The sequence below is a fragment of the Sorangium sp. So ce281 genome (assembly GCF_051527395.1).
Classification (GTDB): domain Bacteria; phylum Myxococcota_A; class Polyangia; order Polyangiales; family Polyangiaceae; genus Sorangium; species Sorangium cellulosum_B.
The window spans coordinates 9,431,334-9,449,221 of record NZ_CP150322.1 but is presented as its reverse complement, the minus strand read 5'-3'; the positions used below and the strand labels follow the sequence as shown (position 1 = coordinate 9,449,221).

At 71.6% G+C, this 17,888-nt stretch carries 13 protein-coding genes; 5 read left to right on the top strand and 8 right to left on the bottom strand.

Annotated elements, in window-relative coordinates; translation table 11 throughout:
• Positions 1-102: 102 nt before the first annotated feature.
• The 5 genes from ruvB to WMF27_RS35830 form a co-directional block, all read right to left on the bottom strand.
• Positions 103-1,125, bottom strand: coding sequence for a Holliday junction branch migration DNA helicase RuvB (gene ruvB / locus WMF27_RS35850; protein ID WP_437764376.1), 1,023 nt, complete (start codon positions 1,123-1,125; stop codon positions 103-105).
• An 80-nt stretch (positions 1,126-1,205) separates the two neighbouring features.
• Positions 1,206-3,125 carry a sensor histidine kinase gene (locus WMF27_RS35845; protein WP_437764377.1) on the bottom strand — a complete coding sequence of 640 codons (1,920 nt, stop codon included), beginning with the start codon at positions 3,123-3,125 and terminating at the stop codon, positions 1,206-1,208.
• Positions 3,122-4,684: a sensor histidine kinase gene (locus WMF27_RS35840; protein ID WP_437764378.1), complete on the bottom strand. Its 1,563-nt coding sequence runs from the start codon at positions 4,682-4,684 to the stop codon at positions 3,122-3,124. The genes WMF27_RS35845 and WMF27_RS35840 overlap by 4 nt, the downstream gene beginning before the upstream one ends.
• Positions 4,685-4,777: 93 nt before the next feature.
• Positions 4,778-5,353, bottom strand: a complete 576-nt coding sequence (locus WMF27_RS35835) for a GNAT family N-acetyltransferase (RefSeq protein WP_437545075.1) — start codon at positions 5,351-5,353, stop codon at positions 4,778-4,780.
• 4 nt (positions 5,354-5,357) lie between these two features.
• Positions 5,358-8,093, bottom strand: coding sequence for a serine/threonine-protein kinase (locus tag WMF27_RS35830; RefSeq protein ID WP_437764379.1), 2,736 nt, complete (start codon positions 8,091-8,093; stop codon positions 5,358-5,360).
• A 661-nt stretch (positions 8,094-8,754) separates the two neighbouring features.
• On the opposite strand from WMF27_RS35830, the gene WMF27_RS35825 reads away from it, so the two are divergent.
• The 4 genes from WMF27_RS35825 (at position 8,755) to WMF27_RS35810 (ending at position 12,687) form a co-directional block, all read left to right on the top strand.
• A complete protein-coding gene (locus WMF27_RS35825; protein ID WP_012239819.1) occupies positions 8,755-9,093 on the top strand; it encodes a P-II family nitrogen regulator in 339 nt (112 codons plus the stop codon).
• A 182-nt stretch (positions 9,094-9,275) separates the two neighbouring features.
• Positions 9,276-10,688: a type I glutamate--ammonia ligase gene (gene glnA, locus WMF27_RS35820; protein ID WP_437764380.1), complete on the top strand. Its 1,413-nt coding sequence runs from the start codon at positions 9,276-9,278 to the stop codon at positions 10,686-10,688.
• Between the two features lie 407 nt (positions 10,689-11,095).
• Positions 11,096-12,181 (top strand): serine/threonine-protein kinase, encoded by a 1,086-nt coding sequence (locus WMF27_RS35815; protein ID WP_437764381.1) that lies wholly within the window; start codon positions 11,096-11,098, stop codon positions 12,179-12,181.
• A gap of 224 nt (positions 12,182-12,405) precedes the next feature.
• Complete coding sequence (locus WMF27_RS35810) at positions 12,406-12,687, top strand: hypothetical protein (RefSeq protein WP_437764382.1); 282 nt, start codon at positions 12,406-12,408, stop codon at positions 12,685-12,687.
• 158 nt (positions 12,688-12,845) lie between these two features.
• Here the strand turns inward: WMF27_RS35810 and WMF27_RS35805 are convergent, their stop codons facing one another.
• Together WMF27_RS35805 and WMF27_RS35800 are read right to left on the bottom strand one after the other, a co-directional pair.
• On the bottom strand, positions 12,846-14,702 hold the full coding sequence (locus tag WMF27_RS35805; protein WP_437764383.1) for a permease: 1,857 nt from the start codon (positions 14,700-14,702) through the stop codon (positions 12,846-12,848).
• Between the two features lie 174 nt (positions 14,703-14,876).
• Positions 14,877-15,329, bottom strand: a complete 453-nt coding sequence (locus tag WMF27_RS35800) for a Fur family transcriptional regulator (RefSeq protein WP_437764384.1) — start codon at positions 15,327-15,329, stop codon at positions 14,877-14,879.
• A 767-nt stretch (positions 15,330-16,096) separates the two neighbouring features.
• On the opposite strand from WMF27_RS35800, the gene WMF27_RS35795 reads away from it, so the two are divergent.
• Positions 16,097-17,005: a zinc metalloprotease gene (locus WMF27_RS35795; protein ID WP_437764385.1), complete on the top strand. Its 909-nt coding sequence runs from the start codon at positions 16,097-16,099 to the stop codon at positions 17,003-17,005.
• Between the two features lie 74 nt (positions 17,006-17,079).
• On the opposite strand, the gene WMF27_RS35790 is transcribed toward WMF27_RS35795, so the two are convergent.
• Positions 17,080-17,847 (bottom strand): hypothetical protein, encoded by a 768-nt coding sequence (locus WMF27_RS35790; protein WP_437764386.1) that lies wholly within the window; start codon positions 17,845-17,847, stop codon positions 17,080-17,082.
• Positions 17,848-17,888 lie beyond the last annotated feature (41 nt).

The following is a 17,888-nucleotide window of genomic DNA, read 5'->3' as shown; positions in this document are numbered from 1 at the left end:
GCTTAGCGACTCCAGGCTGGAGCGATGAGAGAATTCCGGGCCTCGGCGCGGCGCTGGCGCGGCGTTGGCGCATTGCATTGCGCTGCCCGCGCGGCGCTGGGATCAGGAGAAGAGATCTCCCTGCTTCGTCGCAGGAGCCGCGAGGCCCAGGTGCTCGTAGGCGCGGCGGGTCGCGACCCTGCCGCGCGGCGTGCGGCCGACGAAGCCCTGCTGGAGCAGGAACGGCTCGTACACGTCCTCGATCGTGTCGCGCGGCTCACTGAGCGCCGCGGCCAGGGTGTCGATGCCCACAGGACCGCCGTCGTAGTGATCGACGATGACGCGCAGCAGCCGGCGATCCATCTCGTCGAGGCCGGCCGCGTCGATCTCGAGCCGCTCCGCGGTCTTCCGCGCGATCTCCACCGTGATCGCGCCGTCGCTCAGCACCTCGGCGAAGTCGCGGACGCGGCGCAGGAGGCGGTTGGCGACGCGCGGCGTCCCCCGCGCGCGCGCCGCGATCTCGCGCGCTCCGCCGGCGTCGATCGGCACATCGAGCAGGCCGGCGCTGCGCTGCACGATGCGCTCGAGCTCCTCGACGGGGTAGAAGTCGAGGCGGACGACGTGGCCGAAGCGCGACAGCAGCGGCGCGGTGAGCAGCCCGGTGCGGGTCGTCGCGCCCACGAGCGTGAAGGGCTTCAGCGCGAGCTGGATCGTCGTCGCGTACGGGCCATCGCCGGTCATGATGTCGATGTTGAACGACTCGATCGCGGGGTAGAGGCTCTCCTCGACCGCCGGCGTGAGCCGGTGGATCTCGTCGATGAACAGCACGTCGTTGCGCTCCAGCTTCGTCAGCAAGCCGGCCAGCGCGCCCTTGTGCTCGATCGCCGGTCCGCTCGTGACATGGAGGGCGACGCCCATCTCGCGGGCGATGATGTGGGCGAGCGTGGTCTTTCCCAGGCCGGGTGGGCCACAGAACAGCATGTGGTCCAGCGGCTCGCGCCGCCGGCGCGCGGCCTCGACGAAGATCTTGAGGTTCTCCGTGTGCTTGGCCTGGCCGACGTACTCGGCGAGCGAGGCAGGCCGGAAGAGGCGATCGAAGCGATCGTCGTCGCCTGTCTCGGCAGGAGAGAGCGCCCGTTCAGGCATACCACGGGCGTACCGCGTGCAAGCAGCGAAGGGAAGCGATCCGCGCGGCGGCGTGGGTCGCCGCGGGGCGCTGGTCGAGGTCAGCCGAGCGCAGGGACAGAGGACAGGCGGGGGCGGCGGGGGGGCGGGATGCGCGGCAGACGAGCGCGGCAGAGCGGCCGGCCGTCGGGGGCGCCGTCCACCTCGAGAGAGCCGCCGTGGAGCTCGATCACCGATCGCGCGTGGCTGAGGCCCAGCGTCAGGCCGCGCCCGCGCGCCGTGGTCTGCCGGCTGAACAGGGCCTCGAGCTCGTCCGGCGGCACGTCACGGCTGCCGTACTCGATGTCGATGCGGACCTCGTTGTTGAACTCGCCGGCCATCGTCGCCGTGAGGCGCACGAGGCGGGCCGACGGGTCGGCCGCGCCCGTCCGGAGCGCGTGCGCGACGATGACCGCGATCGCACGCGTCGCGTAGGCTTGATCGACGGGGATCAGCGGCAGGGTGTCGCCGACCTCGATGACGACCTCGCCGCCGGCGTCGCTCGCGAGCTCGCGCGCCTTGCGGAGCGCGCCCGCGATGAGCCAGCCGACGGACGTCGGCTGAGGCTCGAGCGTGAGCTGCCCGGCCTCGACGCGGGCGGCGTCGAGGATCGACTCGATGAGGCCAAGGAGCTCCCGGCCGCGCGTCGCGATGAGCTCCAGGCTCTCGCGCTGCGCGGGGGTCAGATCCTCCTGGCCCACGAGCTCGGCGAACCCGAGGATGGCGTTCAGCGGGCTCTTGAGGTCGTGGCTCACGCTCGCGAACAGGAGGCCGCGCATGCGCTGCGCCGCCTCGCGGGACTCGAGCGCGCGCTCCTGCGCCGCGGCGAAGACGCGGAAGCGCTCGGCGAGGTCCTCGATGGCGTGCCCGAGCCGGGCGACGACGGCGAACCGGGCGGGGCGCGCGATCTGGGTGGCGCCGCGCAGCACGCTGTCCGTGCCGAGCAGGCGCACCTGCTTCGTGGCGTGCACGAGATCGGCCGCGAGGACGCGGCCGAACAGGTTGCCGAGCGCGCCGGCGACCAGCACCGCGAGCAGCGCGACGAGCGCGCCCCAGATCGCGGCAGAGGGCTCGAGGTCGGCGGAGAACCGGGTGTTGACGCAGCCGTAGTCGAGCGGCGTGATCACGGCGATCTGCCCGTCGGCTTCGCGGCCGAAGGAGGGCTCCGAGCCCACGCAGTCGTGCTCCAGGCGCGCGAGGAACCCGAACTCCGCCGCCGAGGCCACGACGTCGTTGCGGCCGGCCGCGTCGATGGCCCCGAGCGACGGGTCGAGCGCCGTGCGCGCGATGAGCCCCGCGGTCGAGCGCCGGCTGCGCTCGATGAACGTCTGGAGGTGCGCGTTCGCGATGAGCACCGCCCCGACGCCGACGAGCAGCACCGGCGCGGCGACGGCCAGGAGCAGCTTGGAGGTGACCCGCCGGCGCGGCGTCTGGTAAAGCTCGGCGGTCTCGAGCAAGGCGCCGATCGCCTCGGCCGGGCTGATCTCGAAGAGGCTGAACGCCGCGGCGCGCGTCAGCACGTAGTGCGGGATCGCGGACGCGCTCAGGATCGTGATCGCGAGGATGAGCAGGCTGACCGCGCGGCCGTCGTCGAGCTTCTCTGGCCTGATCCCAGGGATCATCATGAGGCCCGCGATCGTCGAGCTCGCCAGCACGAAGCGCAGCGCCAGCGACGTCGGGAGCCTGGCGAACCGATCGAGCTCCTCGTGATCGACGTCGCGCGAGCCGATCACGAGCGAGCGCAGCAGGTTCTCGTGGGTGCGCAGCCGGAGCAGCGTCAGCAGCGTGGTCGCGCAGATCGCGGCGAGCGCGAGCTTGGCGCCGACCGAGAGCACGCTGGCGGCGACGCGCTGCTCGAGGATGAGCAGCTTCGGCGCGAGCGCCGCGATCGCGCCGAACGCGGCGACGCCGACCAGCGCCTGGCGGACGAGCACGCGCCTCGCGAAGTGGATCGCGTCGTCCCTCATGCGCTCCTCGGTCATGCGATCCTCCCCTGGGGGCCGCCGGCGCCGGGGTCGCTCCCCGGCGGCGCCGCCGCGTCGGGCGCGGGCGGGGTCGGCGCGAACAGGGGCTGCTGAACGATCCACATCGGCAGGGTGATCGTGAAGGTCGAGCCCCGCCCGAGCTCGCTCTCCAGCTGGATCGTCCCGCCGTGCATCAGCACGAGGCGCCGCGCGATCGAGAGCCCGAGCCCCGTCCCGGCCCGGCGCGAGCGCACGTCGCCGGTCTGCCGGTACTCCTCGAAGACCGCCGACGTCTCCTCCGGCGGGATGCCGGGGCCGGTGTCCTGGACGACGATCGCCACATAGCGGCCGCGCCCCGTGATGTTGACCGTCACCGAGCCACGCGCCGTGAACTTGACGGCGTTCGAGACGAGGTTGGTCAGGATCTGCCGCACCCTCCGCGGATCGGCGTGCGCGACCAGGGCGTGGTCCCCGGTGACGCGGAGCTGGAGGGGCTTGTCGCGCGCCGCCGCGGACGCTTCCCGCATCACCTGATCGACGAGCGCGCGGAGGTTGACGGCGCGGCGGGAGAGCTGGAGCTTGCCCGTCTCGAGCGCCGAGAGGTCGAGGATGTCGTCGATGAGCGTGCGCAGGTGCTCGCCGCTCTGCCGGATGACCGACAGCGCCTCGCGCGCGTCCTGGCTGAGCGGCCCGTCGACCTCGCTCTCCAGGACGTGCGCGAACCCGAGGATGGCGTTGAGCGGCGTGCGCAGCTCGTGGCTCAGCCCCGCGAGGAACGCCGAGCGCTCGCGGTCCATCGCGGAGGCCTGCTGGAGGTCCGCCCGGTAGGTGCGCTCCGCCGCGGCGAAGCGGGTGATCAGGAGGTTGAAGGCCGCCGTCAGGAGGCCGACCTGGTCGAGCGACCTGATCGGAACGGGCTCGGCCTGGATCACGTCCGTGGGCAGCGCGCTCTGGACCTGTCCGCGCGCCATCGCCGTGATGCGCTCGCGCAGGTAGTCGACGTCGTCGCGCGCCGACTTGGTGAACGAGAGCGCGACCGCGACAGCCACGCCGAGCAGCAGCACCGTGAGCGCCGCGACGGCGTTGCCGAGCGCGATCGAGTCGGGCGGCGGGCTCGGCGCCGAGACGAAGGTGAGCACCGAGAGATGAGAGAGCGGCGGGTGCAGCGGGCGCGCCGCGAAGCGGACGCGGCCGAGCGAGGTCGTCGTCTCGCCCTTGCCCTGGGTCAGCATCTGGACGATGCCGGCCCTGGCCGGCGCGCTGAAGCTCTCGTTGATCAGCACGTGGCCGCCCTGATCGACGAGCAGGATCTCCGACCCAGCCCGCCGCGCCGCCTCCCGCAGGAACGCCGCCCGCTCCCCCTCGATGGTCCCGCGGAGCCGCGCCGAGAGCGTCGCGGCCAGCACCTCGGCGCGCAGGCTCGCGGCCTGATCGCTCATCTTCGCGAGCTGGCCGATGCCGATCAGCGCGATCGCCATCGCCGTCGCGATCCCCACGACGATCACGATCGCGGGCGCGAGCGGCACGAGCGGCGTCGTGCCGCGGGGCCAGCGGATGAGGCGACGACGGCGGGCCACGGAGGAGTCAGGATGCTAGCGCGCTTCGGGCGGCGCACGGACCACCTCGGGCGCGCGGAGGGAACTAGCGAGCGAGCGCCCTCGCGGGCGGCTCTACCTGGGATCGGTCGCCAGGAGCGCGAAGACGGAGTGGTCGAGCCAGCGGCCGTCGCACCACTCGGCCTGCCGGGCGATGCCCTCGAAGCGGAAGCCGAGCCGGCTGATGACCGCGAGGGAAGGGTGGTTGTCCGTCGCGGCCGCAACCCGCACGCGGTGCGCGCCCATGTGGCCGAACGCGAACCCGAGCGCGGCCCTCGCGGCCTCGGTCATGAGCCCGCGCCCGGTCGCCTCCTTGCGGAGCCAGTAGCCGAGCTCGCAAGAGCGGTGCAGGTGCACGCACGCCTCGAGGCCGACCACCCCGGCGAGCGAGCGGTGCGCGCGCTCGCGGATGACGAAGCGCAGCGCCCTGCCGTGATCCCAGTCGGCGGCGCACGCCTCGGCGAAGCGCACGCTCGCGGCCGGATCCGTGTGGAACTGCACCCAGGGCAACCAGCGCTGGAGGGTCGCGCGCGAGCCGTTGACCGCGAGCCAGAGCTCGGGCCCGTCGGACGGGTCGATCGGCACGAGGATCAGCCGCTCGGTCTCGATGGGACGGGCGCGGACCTCGCTTCGAGGTGGGAGGATGAGCATGGGGTCACCGGCACTGGATGCGGGCGGCGTAGGGCTCGAGATGACCCGCCTCGTAGTCAAGCCAGGCGACATACCACTCTCCAGGCTTCGCGCCGGGGCTGATCGAGGGCGCCGGCTGATCCCCGCTGACGCGGGCGAACTTCGTGGGCGCGCCGATGCCGTCGCGGTTGATCGACGCGGTGAGCACGCGGCCCCCCTCGAACCAGACCAGCTGGGCCTGCCCGCTCGGCGCGATGGCGATCGACGGGCGCGCGCCCGACTTCGAGAACCGCTTGCGCCAGAGCGGCTGGCCCTTGGCCGGATCGATGTAGGCGGCCGATGCGCCCCCGAGCGGCGCCTCGCCGTGCCAGACGACGAAGCAGCCGCCCGCGCCGCAGGCGAGCGAGGGGCTGTCGCTCCGTACCCGATCGCTGTTCACGAGCGACAGGTCGCCGAGCGCGCGGTCGGCGCGCTTGCCGGGGCTGGCCGGCGGGAGCCCCTTGCCGGCGTTCGCGAGCGGGAGGCGCATGTACTGGATGACCCGCGTCGGCTCGCGATCGAAGCGGAAGGCGAGGTGCATCACGTCGTTCGCCACCGCCACCGAGGGGAAGCGGACGCGCGGCTTCGAGGGGCCCGTCGGGGTGACGTCGGTCAGCCGGATGATCTCGCCCGCCGGATCGAGGTTCGGCGAGAGGCGGCGCATGAAGAGGTCCTCGGAGGCGTTGTCGCCGTCGTCCGACCACGTGATCAGGAACCCCTCGGCGGCGCGCGCGAGCGAGGGCCACGAGTTCCCTCCGCGAGGGAAGGGCGCGACCATCACGGCGGGGCCGTCGATCCGGCCGTTGGCGTCGAGCCAGCGCACGTGCACGCCGGCCTCCGGTCCCTTGCCGTCCCAGTACGTGAGCACCAGCCGATCGCCTGCGGAGGTCAGCTCGGGGCGCCCGATGGCGCGGCCCTCGGGCGTCACGTCGAGCGCCGGCGACGACGGCCGCATCGCGCCGTCCAGCGTCGTCGTGTAGGCGTGCTCGGTGCCCTCGTGCGAGTCCGTCCAGGTGACCACCGCGCCGCGCGGCCCGAGCGCGATCGAGGGCCGGCTGGCCCCGACGGCGCGGCCGCCCTCGCGCACCAGATCGTGCGTGCGCGGCCTCGCGAGGCCGGTGAGCGCGCAAGGCGCCTTCCCGCTCGCGTCTTTCAGGGCGACCTGCACGTGATCGATCAGGGTCTTCGGCACGGCGTGGTTGCCCTTGTCCTGAGCGTCCTTCAGCAGCCTGAGCGCGGCCTTGAGATCGCCGGCGGCGACCGCCTCCTGCGCCTGCGCGACGAGCGGCGGCCACGCCAGGGCGGGCGGCTCGACGCGGGCGTCGGTGCGGGCCGGCACGTTGGCCCCGGCGGACGCCGAGGGGGCGCTGATGGCGCTGATGGCCGGCGGCGGCGCCGCGCTGCTCGACGAGACGGGCGGCAGGGCCGTCGGCTTGAGGAACTGGCGGTAGCCCGCGTAGGCGCCGCCCGCGAAGAGCGCGAGCACGCCGAACACGACGAGCGCGCGCCCCGCGCCGCCTCGCTTCGGCGTCGATGCGTGCGCCAGCGGATCGGGGACCGAGGTCTCGCCCGAGCCCCCGGAGAACGTGATCTGCTGCCCCGCGCCCTGGCTCATGCGCCCGGCGATCGCGGCGCCGGGCGCGCCCGAGGTGTCCAGCCCGGCGAACGGATCTCCCCCGCGCTCCGCCGGACCCGACGGGACGGTCCGCCGCGATTCGTTGGGGGTCACACGGACGACCCCCGGCGGGTCGAACGACAGGTCGGCCGGCGCGTCGCCGCCCGGCATGACGAGCCCCGCCTGCGACGGCTCCGCGCCGCGCGGCGGCGTCGGCTGCGCGACGCCGAGCGCGACCGACAGCTCGTCGGCGAACTCCTTCGCGGTCTGGAACCGGCGATCGATGGAGCGGTCGAGCGCCTTCTCGAACCACGTGGTGAAGCTCGCCGGGAGGTCGGGGCGGAGCGCCGCGGGCTGCGGCAGGGGCGCGTTGGCGATCTGCGCGAACGTCATCGCGACGCCCTGCTCGGTCTGCCAGACGGTGCGGCCGGTGAGGCACTCGTAGGTGATGCAGCCGAGCGCCCAGAGATCCGCGCGGTGGTCGACCGCTCCCTGGCCGCGCACCTGCTCCGGGCTCATGTACGCCGGCGTTCCGAAGACCGCGCCCTCGCGGGTGAGGCGCGCCTGCGCGTCGCCGCCGTCGACCGGCGCGTAGAACTTCGCGAGGCCGAAATCGAGGATCTTCGCGCAGAGCCGGCCCTCCTCGTCCTTCGTGAGGAAGATGTTCTCCGGCTTGAGGTCGCGGTGGACGATGGAGGCGGCGTGCGCCTTGGTGAGCCCTCGACACACCTGGGACACCACCGTCACGGTGGTCTCGGGGTCGAGGTACCTGATGACGGTCATCCGCTCGTACAGCGACTCGCCTTCGAGGAGCTCGAGCACCAGGAAGGGCCGCCCGTCGTCGAGCTTGCCCGAGTCGTAGACGTCGCAGATGAAGGGGCTGCGGATCGACGCGGCGGCCCGGGCCTCTCGGAGAAAGCGCTCGACCACGACGGCTGAGGTCGTCAGCTCCTGGGCGAGCACCTTGATCGCCACGCGCTTGCCGATGTCGATGTGCTCGGCCTCGTACACGGCAGCCATGCCACCGCGTCCGATCTCGCGTGTGATGCGGTATTTTCCGGCGAGGACCGTGCCTACCGGGATCTTCGCTTTGTTCGGCAAAGCCATCAGGCAGGGCTGTCCCGCGACTGGATTCGCCAGCGCAGCCTATTCGAGCCGCGTCACAAGAACAATGGCGAGCGCAGCGTGACCCGTCGGGGAGGGGCCCGATCGTCTCCCTGGCGCCGCGCGAGCGGGCTCAGCGGTCCCACGACGGCACCGTGAAAGCGGATTTCACCCGGGGCCGGTCATGGAACAAGGCGGGGCCACCGCCCTGGCGGCGCGGTGCGTAGGCAGGTTCCCACCTCCGGCGCCACCGCTGCGCAAGCGAGCTCTGCCTTGTACAGGTAGAGCTGTGAAAAAAGTAAGCGGGCTCCGATTTCCTGACGTCCGATGCACTTTTCTCACGCTCGCGCGGTGCGCGAAACATTCCGGAAACATGAGCTTGGGTACACCAGCCTGGACCTTCGGTCGCGCGCCAGCGTCCGGGGTGAAGGGTCGCCGATCCGGCTCCGCTGGATGGGCCCCTGAGTCGTTGACAGTGGCGGGCAAGGCTCGGTGGACCGGGCCGCTCCCGTCACGGATCGGAAGCCGGGCGGTGCCCGGCACATCGATGGGAGGCCGCCGGCGGAGGTGTCCCCCCTTTACCAGCTCTGCTCCGGCGGGGCCTTTCGGGTGAGCGCCCGGGTCTTCCACCCTGGCGCGCACCCAGTCACCACAGGCGTGCGCAATGAAAAAGGTCGAGGCGATCATCAAGCCGTTCAAGCTCGACGAGGTCAAGGACGCCCTCGCCGAGGTCGGGATTCAGGGCATGACGGTGACCGAGGTAAAGGGCTTCGGTCGGACCGGCGGCAAGAAAGAGGTCTATCGAGGGTCGGCGTATGTCGTCGACTTCGTGCCGAAGGTCAAGGTCGACATCGTCGTGCCGGACAGCATGGTCAGCGACGTGATCGACGCCATCGAGAAGAGCGCCAAGACGGGTCGGATCGGCGACGGCAAGATCTTCGTCGTCCCCGTCGAGGAGGCCGTGCGGATCCGCACGGGGGAGCGCGGCGAGGACGCCATCTAGGAGGCGCGCCGCCGGCAGAGCGTCACAGGGCATTCGCGGCGGGTCACCGGCTCGAGGATCGATAGGTCGATAGGTCGACAGATCGACAGATCGACAGATCGACAACCGAGAAGCGAGCACGAGCCCGCGCACCGTCGAGTCACATACAGCGAGAGCAGCGAGTCAGCGAGGTAGAGAAGATCATGAAGGCGAAAGATGTCGTCGCGTTTGCGAAGGAAAACGACGTAAAATTTGTCGATCTCAAGTTCATCGATCTGCCCGGCATCTGGCAGCACACGACCATCCCGGCGTCCCGCCTGAACGAGGATCTCTTCGAGGAGGGGATCGGCTTCGACGGCTCGTCGGTGCGCGGATGGCAGCCGATCAACGCGAGCGACATGCTGATGACGCCCGATCCGTCGACGGCGAAGCTCGACCCGTTCCATGCCCAGAAGACGCTGAGCATGATCTGTAAGATCAGCGATCCGGTGACCGGCCAGCCCTACGGCCGCGACCCGCGCTACATCGCCCAGAAGGCCGAGAACCACCTCCGCGCGAGCGGCATCGCCGACACGTCCTACTTCGGGCCCGAGGCCGAGTTCTTCGTCTTCGACTCGGTCCGCTACGAGAGCTCGCAGCGCGGCGCCTTCTACGAGATCGACAGCGACGAAGCGGTCTGGAACTCCGGCAAGGCCGGCCCGAACCTCGGGCACAAGATCCGGTCGAAGGAGGGCTACTTCCCCGTCGCGCCGACCGACACGCTCGGCGATCTGCGCGGGCAGATGATGTCGACGCTGATCGAGACCGGCATCGCGGTCGAGGTCGGCCACCACGAGGTGGCGTCGGCCGGCCAGTGCGAGATCGGCATCAGGTTCTCGACGCTGACGTCGATGGCCGACAACCTCATGTGGTTCAAGTACGTCATCAAGAACGTCGGCCGCAAGAACGGCAAGTCGGTGACGTTCATGCCGAAGCCGCTCTTCGGCGACAACGGCAGCGGCATGCACTGCCACCAGTCGCTCTGGAAGGAGGGCAGGCCGCTCTTCGCCGGCGACGGCTATGCCGGGATGTCCGACACGGGCCTCTGGTACATCGGCGGCATCCTGAAGCACGCGAAGGCGCTCGCGGCGCTCACCAACCCGACGACGAACAGCTACCGCCGGCTCGTCCCGGGCTACGAGGCGCCCGTGAACCTCGCGTACTCGAGCCGCAACCGCTCGGCGTCGATCCGCATCCCGCTGGCCCCGGGCAACAGCCCGAAGGGCCGCCGCATCGAGGTCCGCTTCCCGGACGCGAGCTGCAATCCGTACCTCGCCTTCGCCGCCATGATGATGGCCGGCCTCGACGGCGTCCAGAACCGGATCGATCCGGGCGACCCGCTCGACAAGGACATCTACGCGCTCTCGCCCGAGGAGCTCAAGGAAGTGCCGCACATGCCGGGCTCGCTCGACGATGCCCTCGGCGCCCTCGAGCGCGACCACGAGTTCCTGCTCCGCGGCGACGTCTTCACCCGCGACATCATCAAGACCTGGCTCGACTACAAGCGCGAGCGCGAGGTCGACGCGATCCGGCTCCGCCCGGTCCCGCACGAGTTCTTCCTCTACTACGACGTCTGATCGCCCCCACCCCCGAGGGCAGCGCAGGGGCCGGCGCGCAAGAAAATTGCGCTGTGCCCCTCGCTGCCCAGCCTCTTCATCGCTCGTCGTCGTGTCCGGCGAGCGCCGGTGACGCCGAGTCGAAGCGTCGCGGTATCGGAAAATCCACGGATCTCAGCGCCCGCGGAGGCGGCGAGGCGGGTTATCGACCCCTCGCGCCGCGAACTTTTGCTTCCTGCTGGAGCGCGCCGCACCGCGGTACCGCTCGTCCATGGCTCGGGTTATCCTCCGGTCCGGCTCCGGTGGGGGCGGCGTAAAGCCAGCTCCTCCTCGGTTCCCTGGTCCCGCGGTCCTCCGGCCCGCCTGTCTCCTCGGTCCCCTCAGTTCCTTCAGCTCCCTCAGCTCCCCAGCGACACCTCGGCGCAGCAGTGAACCCCGGCGATCTCATCCAGTCTCGCTACCGGCTCGTGAAGCTCCTGGGCCAAGGCGCCAGCGGGTCGGTGTGGGCCGCGAAGAACGTGCTCATCGACCGCGACGTGGCGCTCAAGGTGATGAGCCCCGAGGTGGCCGGGGACGCCGTCGCGCTCCAGCGCTTCTTCAACGAGGCGAAGGCGAGCGGGCGCCTGCGGAGCCCGAGCATCGTCGAGATCCTCGACCTCGGCCAGGCCGAGGACGGCTCTCCGTTCCTCGTGTTCGAGCTGCTCGTCGGCGAGGGGCTCGACGAGTGGCTGCAGCGTGAGCACACCATCGAGCCGGAGGTGCTGGTCGAGCTCTTCCTCGGCCTCGCGCGGGCGCTCGACATGGCCCATCAGCAAGGGATCGTCCACCGCGATCTGAAGCCCGCGAACATCTATGTGCATCGCAACCACCTGGGCGAGCTCGTGGGGAAGATCCTTGACTTCGGGATCAGCAAGGTCCTCGAGAAGGAGCACAACTTCTCGCTGACCCGCACCGGCTGCGTCGTCGGCTCGCCGGCGTACATGTCGCCCGAGCAGGCCGCGGGGCGCGAGGACGTGGACGCTCGCGCCGACATCTGGTCGCTGGGCGTCGTCATGTACGAGGCGTTGACCGGGACGACCCCGCACCAGGCGCCGAACTACAACGCGCTGATGGTCCGGATCCTGAGCAAGGACTGCGATCCGATCGCCTCGCGCAGGCCAGGGCTCCCGCCGCACCTCTGCCAGCTCGTCGAGGCGTGCCTCCGCCGCGAGCGCGACGAACGGATCGCCTCGGCGGACGCGCTCGCGAGGGAGCTCGAGGCCGTTCTCCGCGAGCTGCGCGCCGAGCGCTTCCGGGGACAGAAGGGGCGGCGCGCCTCGGACATCAGCCTCGGCGGCGACGTCGGCCTCGCGCCGGAGAGCGCGGCGGCGCGGGGCGGCGACGCCGCCGGGACGCTGGGGCGGCTCGTGCAGCACGGCAGGCGCCTGCCGCCGGCCATGCTCGTCGCGGCGGGCATCGGGGTGGTGCTCTGGGCGATGGCGCTCGTGCTCATCGGCAAGTACTGGGTCCGCTGAGCGCCGCGCCGCCGCAGGGCGAGCGAGCGCGGTCGGCTCGCCCGCGGCATACGCGCCAGGTTGCTCCTTGCGGCGGTGCGCGTCGGGGCCCCATGTTGGCCCCACGTCGAGCCGTCACCCGAGCTCGAAGCGAGCATTGATGGAAAGGATGCAAGTCGATGGACGACCACCAGATGCATGAAGCGCACGCCCATGTTCATGGGCAAGGATGTGGACATCAGGCGTTGCAGCATGAAGACCACGTCGATTACCTGCACGACGGGCACCTGCATCACCCCCACGGCGATCACTTCGATGAGCACGTGCTCTCGGTCGGCAAGGAGAACCCTGACGCGTGCACGCCGGGCCATGCATGCGCCGATCACGAGGAGGCGCACACGCACGGGGCGGGCTGCGGCCATCAGGCCGTGCCCCACGGCGATCATTCCGATTACCTCGTCGGGGCGCACCTGCACCATCCGCACGGCGATCACTGCGATCACCACGGCTCGGTCCAGCTAGGGTGATCGCCGCGCCGCCCCGCGCCGGAGCTCCGGCGCGTGAGGTGGAGGCCGCGGGACGACACGCGAGGGAGACTGGCGAGCGGCGCGCGAGGGAGGCCGCGAGCGGCGTGAGGGAGAGCGGCGAGCGTGAGCTCCTGGAACGACGTTCCGGGGAGCCCGGCTCACGCGGGCGGCGCGCCGTGGTCGTCCGGTGCGCCGCTCGCGCTGCAGCGATGTGCGTGTGCGCAGGGCGCATGCCGCTCCTCAGGCCCGGACGCACCGGTGTCGCCGGCGCCGCGCATGCCGCCGAGCCATGCGCGAGGGCCGAGCCTCATGAAGCTCGAGATCAGGAGCGCGCCGAGCGCGGCCGCGCAGACCCACGTGATCGCGGAGTGCTCCTGCGGCGCGAGGTCGTGGAGGTCCGGGATCGCCGAGAGGGGGACGAAGGCGTTCGCGACGAGGCCGAGCGCGACGGCGAAGGCGACGCTGAAGAGCGCGGTGGCGACGGCGGCGCGCGCTCCGAACGTCCGATGCAGGGCGCCGAGCGCCGCGATGTGGGTCGCGGGCCCCGCCACGAGGAACGCGAGCGCCGCGCCGACCGGGAGCCCCTTGTGGATCATCACCGCGGCGAGCGGCGCCGCGCCTTGCGCGCACACGTGCGCGGGCACCGCGAGGAGCGCGCTCACGAGGACGTCGTCCGGCGCGCCGAGCGCGCGCGCCGCGGCCGGCGCGATGGCCGCCTCGAGGGCGGCGGCGAGCAGAAGGCCCGCGACGTACCAGGCGGCCATGTGATCGAGCGCTGGACCGACGGCCTCGGCGACGGCGGCGCGGAGCCGCGCGCCCGGCGATGCCACGGCCCCGGCGACGACGGGCGGCGCGCCGCCGGAGGGCGCGGCGCTCGAGCCGTTCGTCCTGGCCACCCTGGCGACGAGGAGCGCGACCAGCACGGCGAGGAGCGCGCCGCCCGCGACGCGCGCCGCGGTGAACGGCAGGCCGAGCATCCGCAGCGAGAGCAGCGCGCCGGCGGGATCGAGCGCCGGCGCGCAGAGGACGACAGCGACGACCGCGGCGACCGGCGCGCTCGCGCGCGGGAGCCGCTGCATGCGCGGCGCAACGCCGCAGGCGCAGAGGGGCAGCGTCGGCCCGGACGCTGGGCCGCGGGCGGCCCGGGGCAGCGCCGCGCCGCCGCGCAGCGAGCCGGTCGAGCGGTGCAGGACGCCCGGAGAGAGCGCGCGCAGGAGCCCCGCCATGGCGAGCCCGGCGAGCACGGCGGGCGCCGTCTCGATGAACAGCGGGCCGAGCGACTCGGCGAACGACAGCTCGGACGCGTGCGCGCTCGTGAAGCAGCTCTCCGGGCCGGGGAGCGCGAGCGCGACGCAGAGCCCCGAGGCGAAGGCGATCGCGCTCGCCGTCCGCGCGCGCGCCCCCCGAGGCGGCGCCTCGTGCGTGTGGACCACGAGCCGCAGGAGGACGCCGAGGCCGAACGCGATGAACACCTCGAACGACTCGTGGGGGAGGCTCTCCACGGCGCCCTGGCCGAGGACGGCGCCGAGGACGGTGAGCAGCCCGAGGAGCCCGAGGCGCGCGGCGAGCTGCCGCCAGCCCCAGGCGGGCAGGAAGCGCGCCGCGAGCGACAGCCCCTCGGGCAGCCGGTGCACGAGGACGGCGCTCGCGAAGAGCACCCCATCCGCGCTGCTGTCGGCCGCGGCCACGGCCAGCGCGAGCCCGGCGCCGTCGAGCAGCCCGTGCACGGCGAGCGCCGAGAACGCGATCTCCCGCCCCAGCACCTCGCCGGTGTCACGCCTCCGGTGCTCGGTGAGGCCGAGCGCCGCGTACCCGAGCGCCGCCCAGAGGAGCGCCTGCGCCCCGATCTCCTCGACGACGTGCGGCAGGTGGCGCGTGAGGACGAGCGCGGGCACGAGGCCGAGCGTCAGCCCGTCGAGCGCCGACGTCGGCAGCGCCTGGCGCCGGCCGAGCGCCACGAGGAGCGGCCCCGCGGCGAGGCCGGCGATCGACAGGACGACGACGAGCGCGAGCATGGGCGCGGTGGGCTATGCCCGAGCCACGTGGCCTAATCAATATCAAATTGGTGTTGCAACCAGGATGCAGCCAGCCGTCTGTGGTCGCCGAGCGCCGCCGAGCGCCGCGTCATCCACGCGGCTCGGGGCTGCTGGTGGCCGGGGGTCGCCGATGACCGGGGGCTGCTCCGCCGCTCAGGCCTGCACGCACCGATCGCAGCGGCCCTTGATCTGGATCTGGAGCCCCTTGCGCCGCAACGCGCGCGGCGCGCCGCGCGCCGCCTTGATTTCGATGCTCTCATCAGGGAGGCAGAGCACATCGCCGCATGTGTCGCACATGAAGTGCGGGTGCTCGTCCGCCGCGTGGGTCCCGGTGGACTCCCGCAGCTCGAACCGCCAGAGGTGGTCGCCCATGTCGGTGCGGCGCACGAGCCCGGCGTTGGTCAAGTCGATCAGGTTCCGGTAGATGGTGGCGCGATCCCACCCTTTCGGGGCGAGCTCAGCAGCGAGCTCCGCGTGGCTGACGGGCGTCCGCGAGCGGCCGAGGCTATGCAGCACCGCGATGCGCGGCGAGGTGGCCCGCAGACCGGTCGCCCGGATCTGCTCGCGGAGCTCCTCCGCGGACTGACCTGCTTTCGTACGCGCCATGCCAAACATCTACCGTCGCCAGGAGAGTGCCGCAATCACGATGCATCGCGCCCGCCGGCCGCGCGGCGCCCGGGTCGGCCGCGTGCCAGTGTGAGCGAGATCGCAGGATCGCCGCCGAGCTCGCCGCGCCACCGCCCGCGAGAACGCAGCGTCTGCCCTCGTGCGGACCGCGTGTGCGCGTGCCCGGCGCGGCCCCGACGAGAGGGCCGGCGGCGGCGAGCGCCGACGGGGCCCCGAGCGGATGTGGCAGGCGGAGAGTTTGGATAACGTCGTGCGCTTGCCTTCGAGCGTCGCTCGAGCTGCACAGGCCAGGCGGATGGGCGCGCGGCGCGGCGCTCCTCGGGAGAGCGCCTCGAAATCGGGGTGAGCTCCGCGGTCCCTGATCCCGAAGGCGCGGAGGACATGGAACATGCGGAACAACCAGGTCCCCGTCATCGTCTGATCTCGAGTCGAGGGGCGCTCTCTCGGTCCGCGCCGCTCTCGACGTGTGCTCCATCATGGAGCGATCGATCCAAGTTGGAGCGATCGGCGTGTCCGTTCCACACGGGCCGCTGCGCCTCGTCATCGCCCTGCATGTCCGGGGGCCTGTCGGCGTTCGGCGAGAGAGCGCAAGACTCGTAAGACGACCAGAACGACCAGAACGACCAAGGCATGGAATCTTCCTTTGTCGTCGCGAGTGGAATCAGCTCTTTGGGAATTGAACCGATTGTGATCGCGGATATATATTCATGCTTCCTTTGCGGGGAAATGAACCAAGGAGAGTGTCCATGCGAGCTCGGACGTGTGCGGAAGTACTTGCCTTAGTCTTGATCGCTGCCTTGGGCGTCGCGTGCGGCGCCGACCCCTCGACCCCCGTGGAGGATGCGCCGGCCGTCGCTGACGTCGAGCCCGAGCAGGTCGAGGCGGCGCCGGCGCCCCTGCGGCGCGGCTGCGCGACCGTCGAGCTGAGCGACGTTGAGAAGGACGCCGTCGAGCATTTCGTCCGCAGCCAGATGGCGCTCGGGTTCTCGGTGGGCGCGACGGTCGAGATCCCCGTGCACGTCCACGTCATCAACAAGGGCACCGGCGTGTCGAACGGCGACGTGACGGACGGGATGATCGCGGAGCAGATCGATGTGCTCAACGAGGCGTACGCGAACACCCGCTTCAGCTTCACGCTGGCCTCCGTCGATCGGACGAGGAACGCGACCTGGTACACCATGTCGTCGGGCTCTTCGGCCGAGCGGCAGGCCAAGGCCGCGCTCCGCATTGGTGGGTCAGACCACCTTAATATCTACACGGCCAATCCGGGCGGCGGTCTGCTCGGCTGGGCGACGTTCCCCTCGAGCTACGCGGCCCATCCGACCGACGACGGCGTCGTCCTGCGCCATTCCACGTTACCCGGCGGCAATGCGGCGCCGTACAACGAGGGAGATACGGGTACGCACGAGGTCGGTCACTGGCTCGGCCTCTTCCACACGTTCGAAGGCGGCTGCAACAAGAGGGGTGATGGCGTCGCGGACACGGCGTCCGAGCGCAGCGCCGCGTATGGTTGCCCGCTGAGCAGGGACAGCTGCCGGGGAGGTGGGCTCGACCCGGTCCAGAACTTCATGGATTACACCGACGACTCCTGCATGGATGGGTTCACTGCAGGGCAGGCCGCTCGCATGTCGGCTCACTGGGATACGTATCGTTGATCGGTGGGTGATGGGACGGCGGGCGGCGGGCGACTCCGCCGCTCCCTGCCGGACAGGCGTCCGGCAGGGCTCGATCACATCGGCTTGATCTGGGCCCGGCGCTCGAAGCTCCGGCTCTCGGTGAGGACGCGCGGCGCGGGCTCGGCAGGCGCCGGCCCCGCGCTCGAGTCCCTCTCTCCCGGCGCCAGGCGCTGCTGGCGGCGGGTGCCGGCCTGTACGCCGAAGTACACGCCGAGGAACGTCACGACGCCCCAGCCGAGCAGGCCGACGGCGATGAGGCCGGTCTGGCGCGACGCATCGCCCCCGAGCTGGCTGATCTCCTCCATCGGCGCCGACAGCTTGCTCACCTCCTTCATCGGCTCGCGCAGCGTCGCGACCTGCTCCATCGGCTGCCTCAGCCCGGCGACGTCGCGCATCGGCGCGTCGAGGGCGGCGACGTCGCGCATCGGCGCGTTCAGGGCGGCGACGTCCGTGAGCGGGCCGCGGATGCCCACGAGGCTCTCGTTCATCGCGGCGATGGTGGCCTCCATCTCGCTCAGCCGGTCCATCGACTCCTTGAGGCGCGCGGTCTCCCGCATGCTCTGCTGCATTGCGTCCATCGACCCCTTGAGCTCGGCCAGCCGCTCCATCGCCGCCTGCATCTCGGCGAGCTTCTCCATCGGCTGACGCAGCTCGGCGAGCTGATCGATGCTCTCCTGCGAGCTCCGCAGCGTCTGATTCGAATCCTCGATCGTCGCGCGGGTGCGCCGCATCTCCTCCGTCGTTGCCTGGATGGAGCGCGTGTTCGTGTCGATCATCGTCGCCATGCCGCAGCCCGTCGACACGAGCGCGAGCAGCATCATCGGCGCAATCCGAAGGATCCTTTCGCAATGCATACCTGATC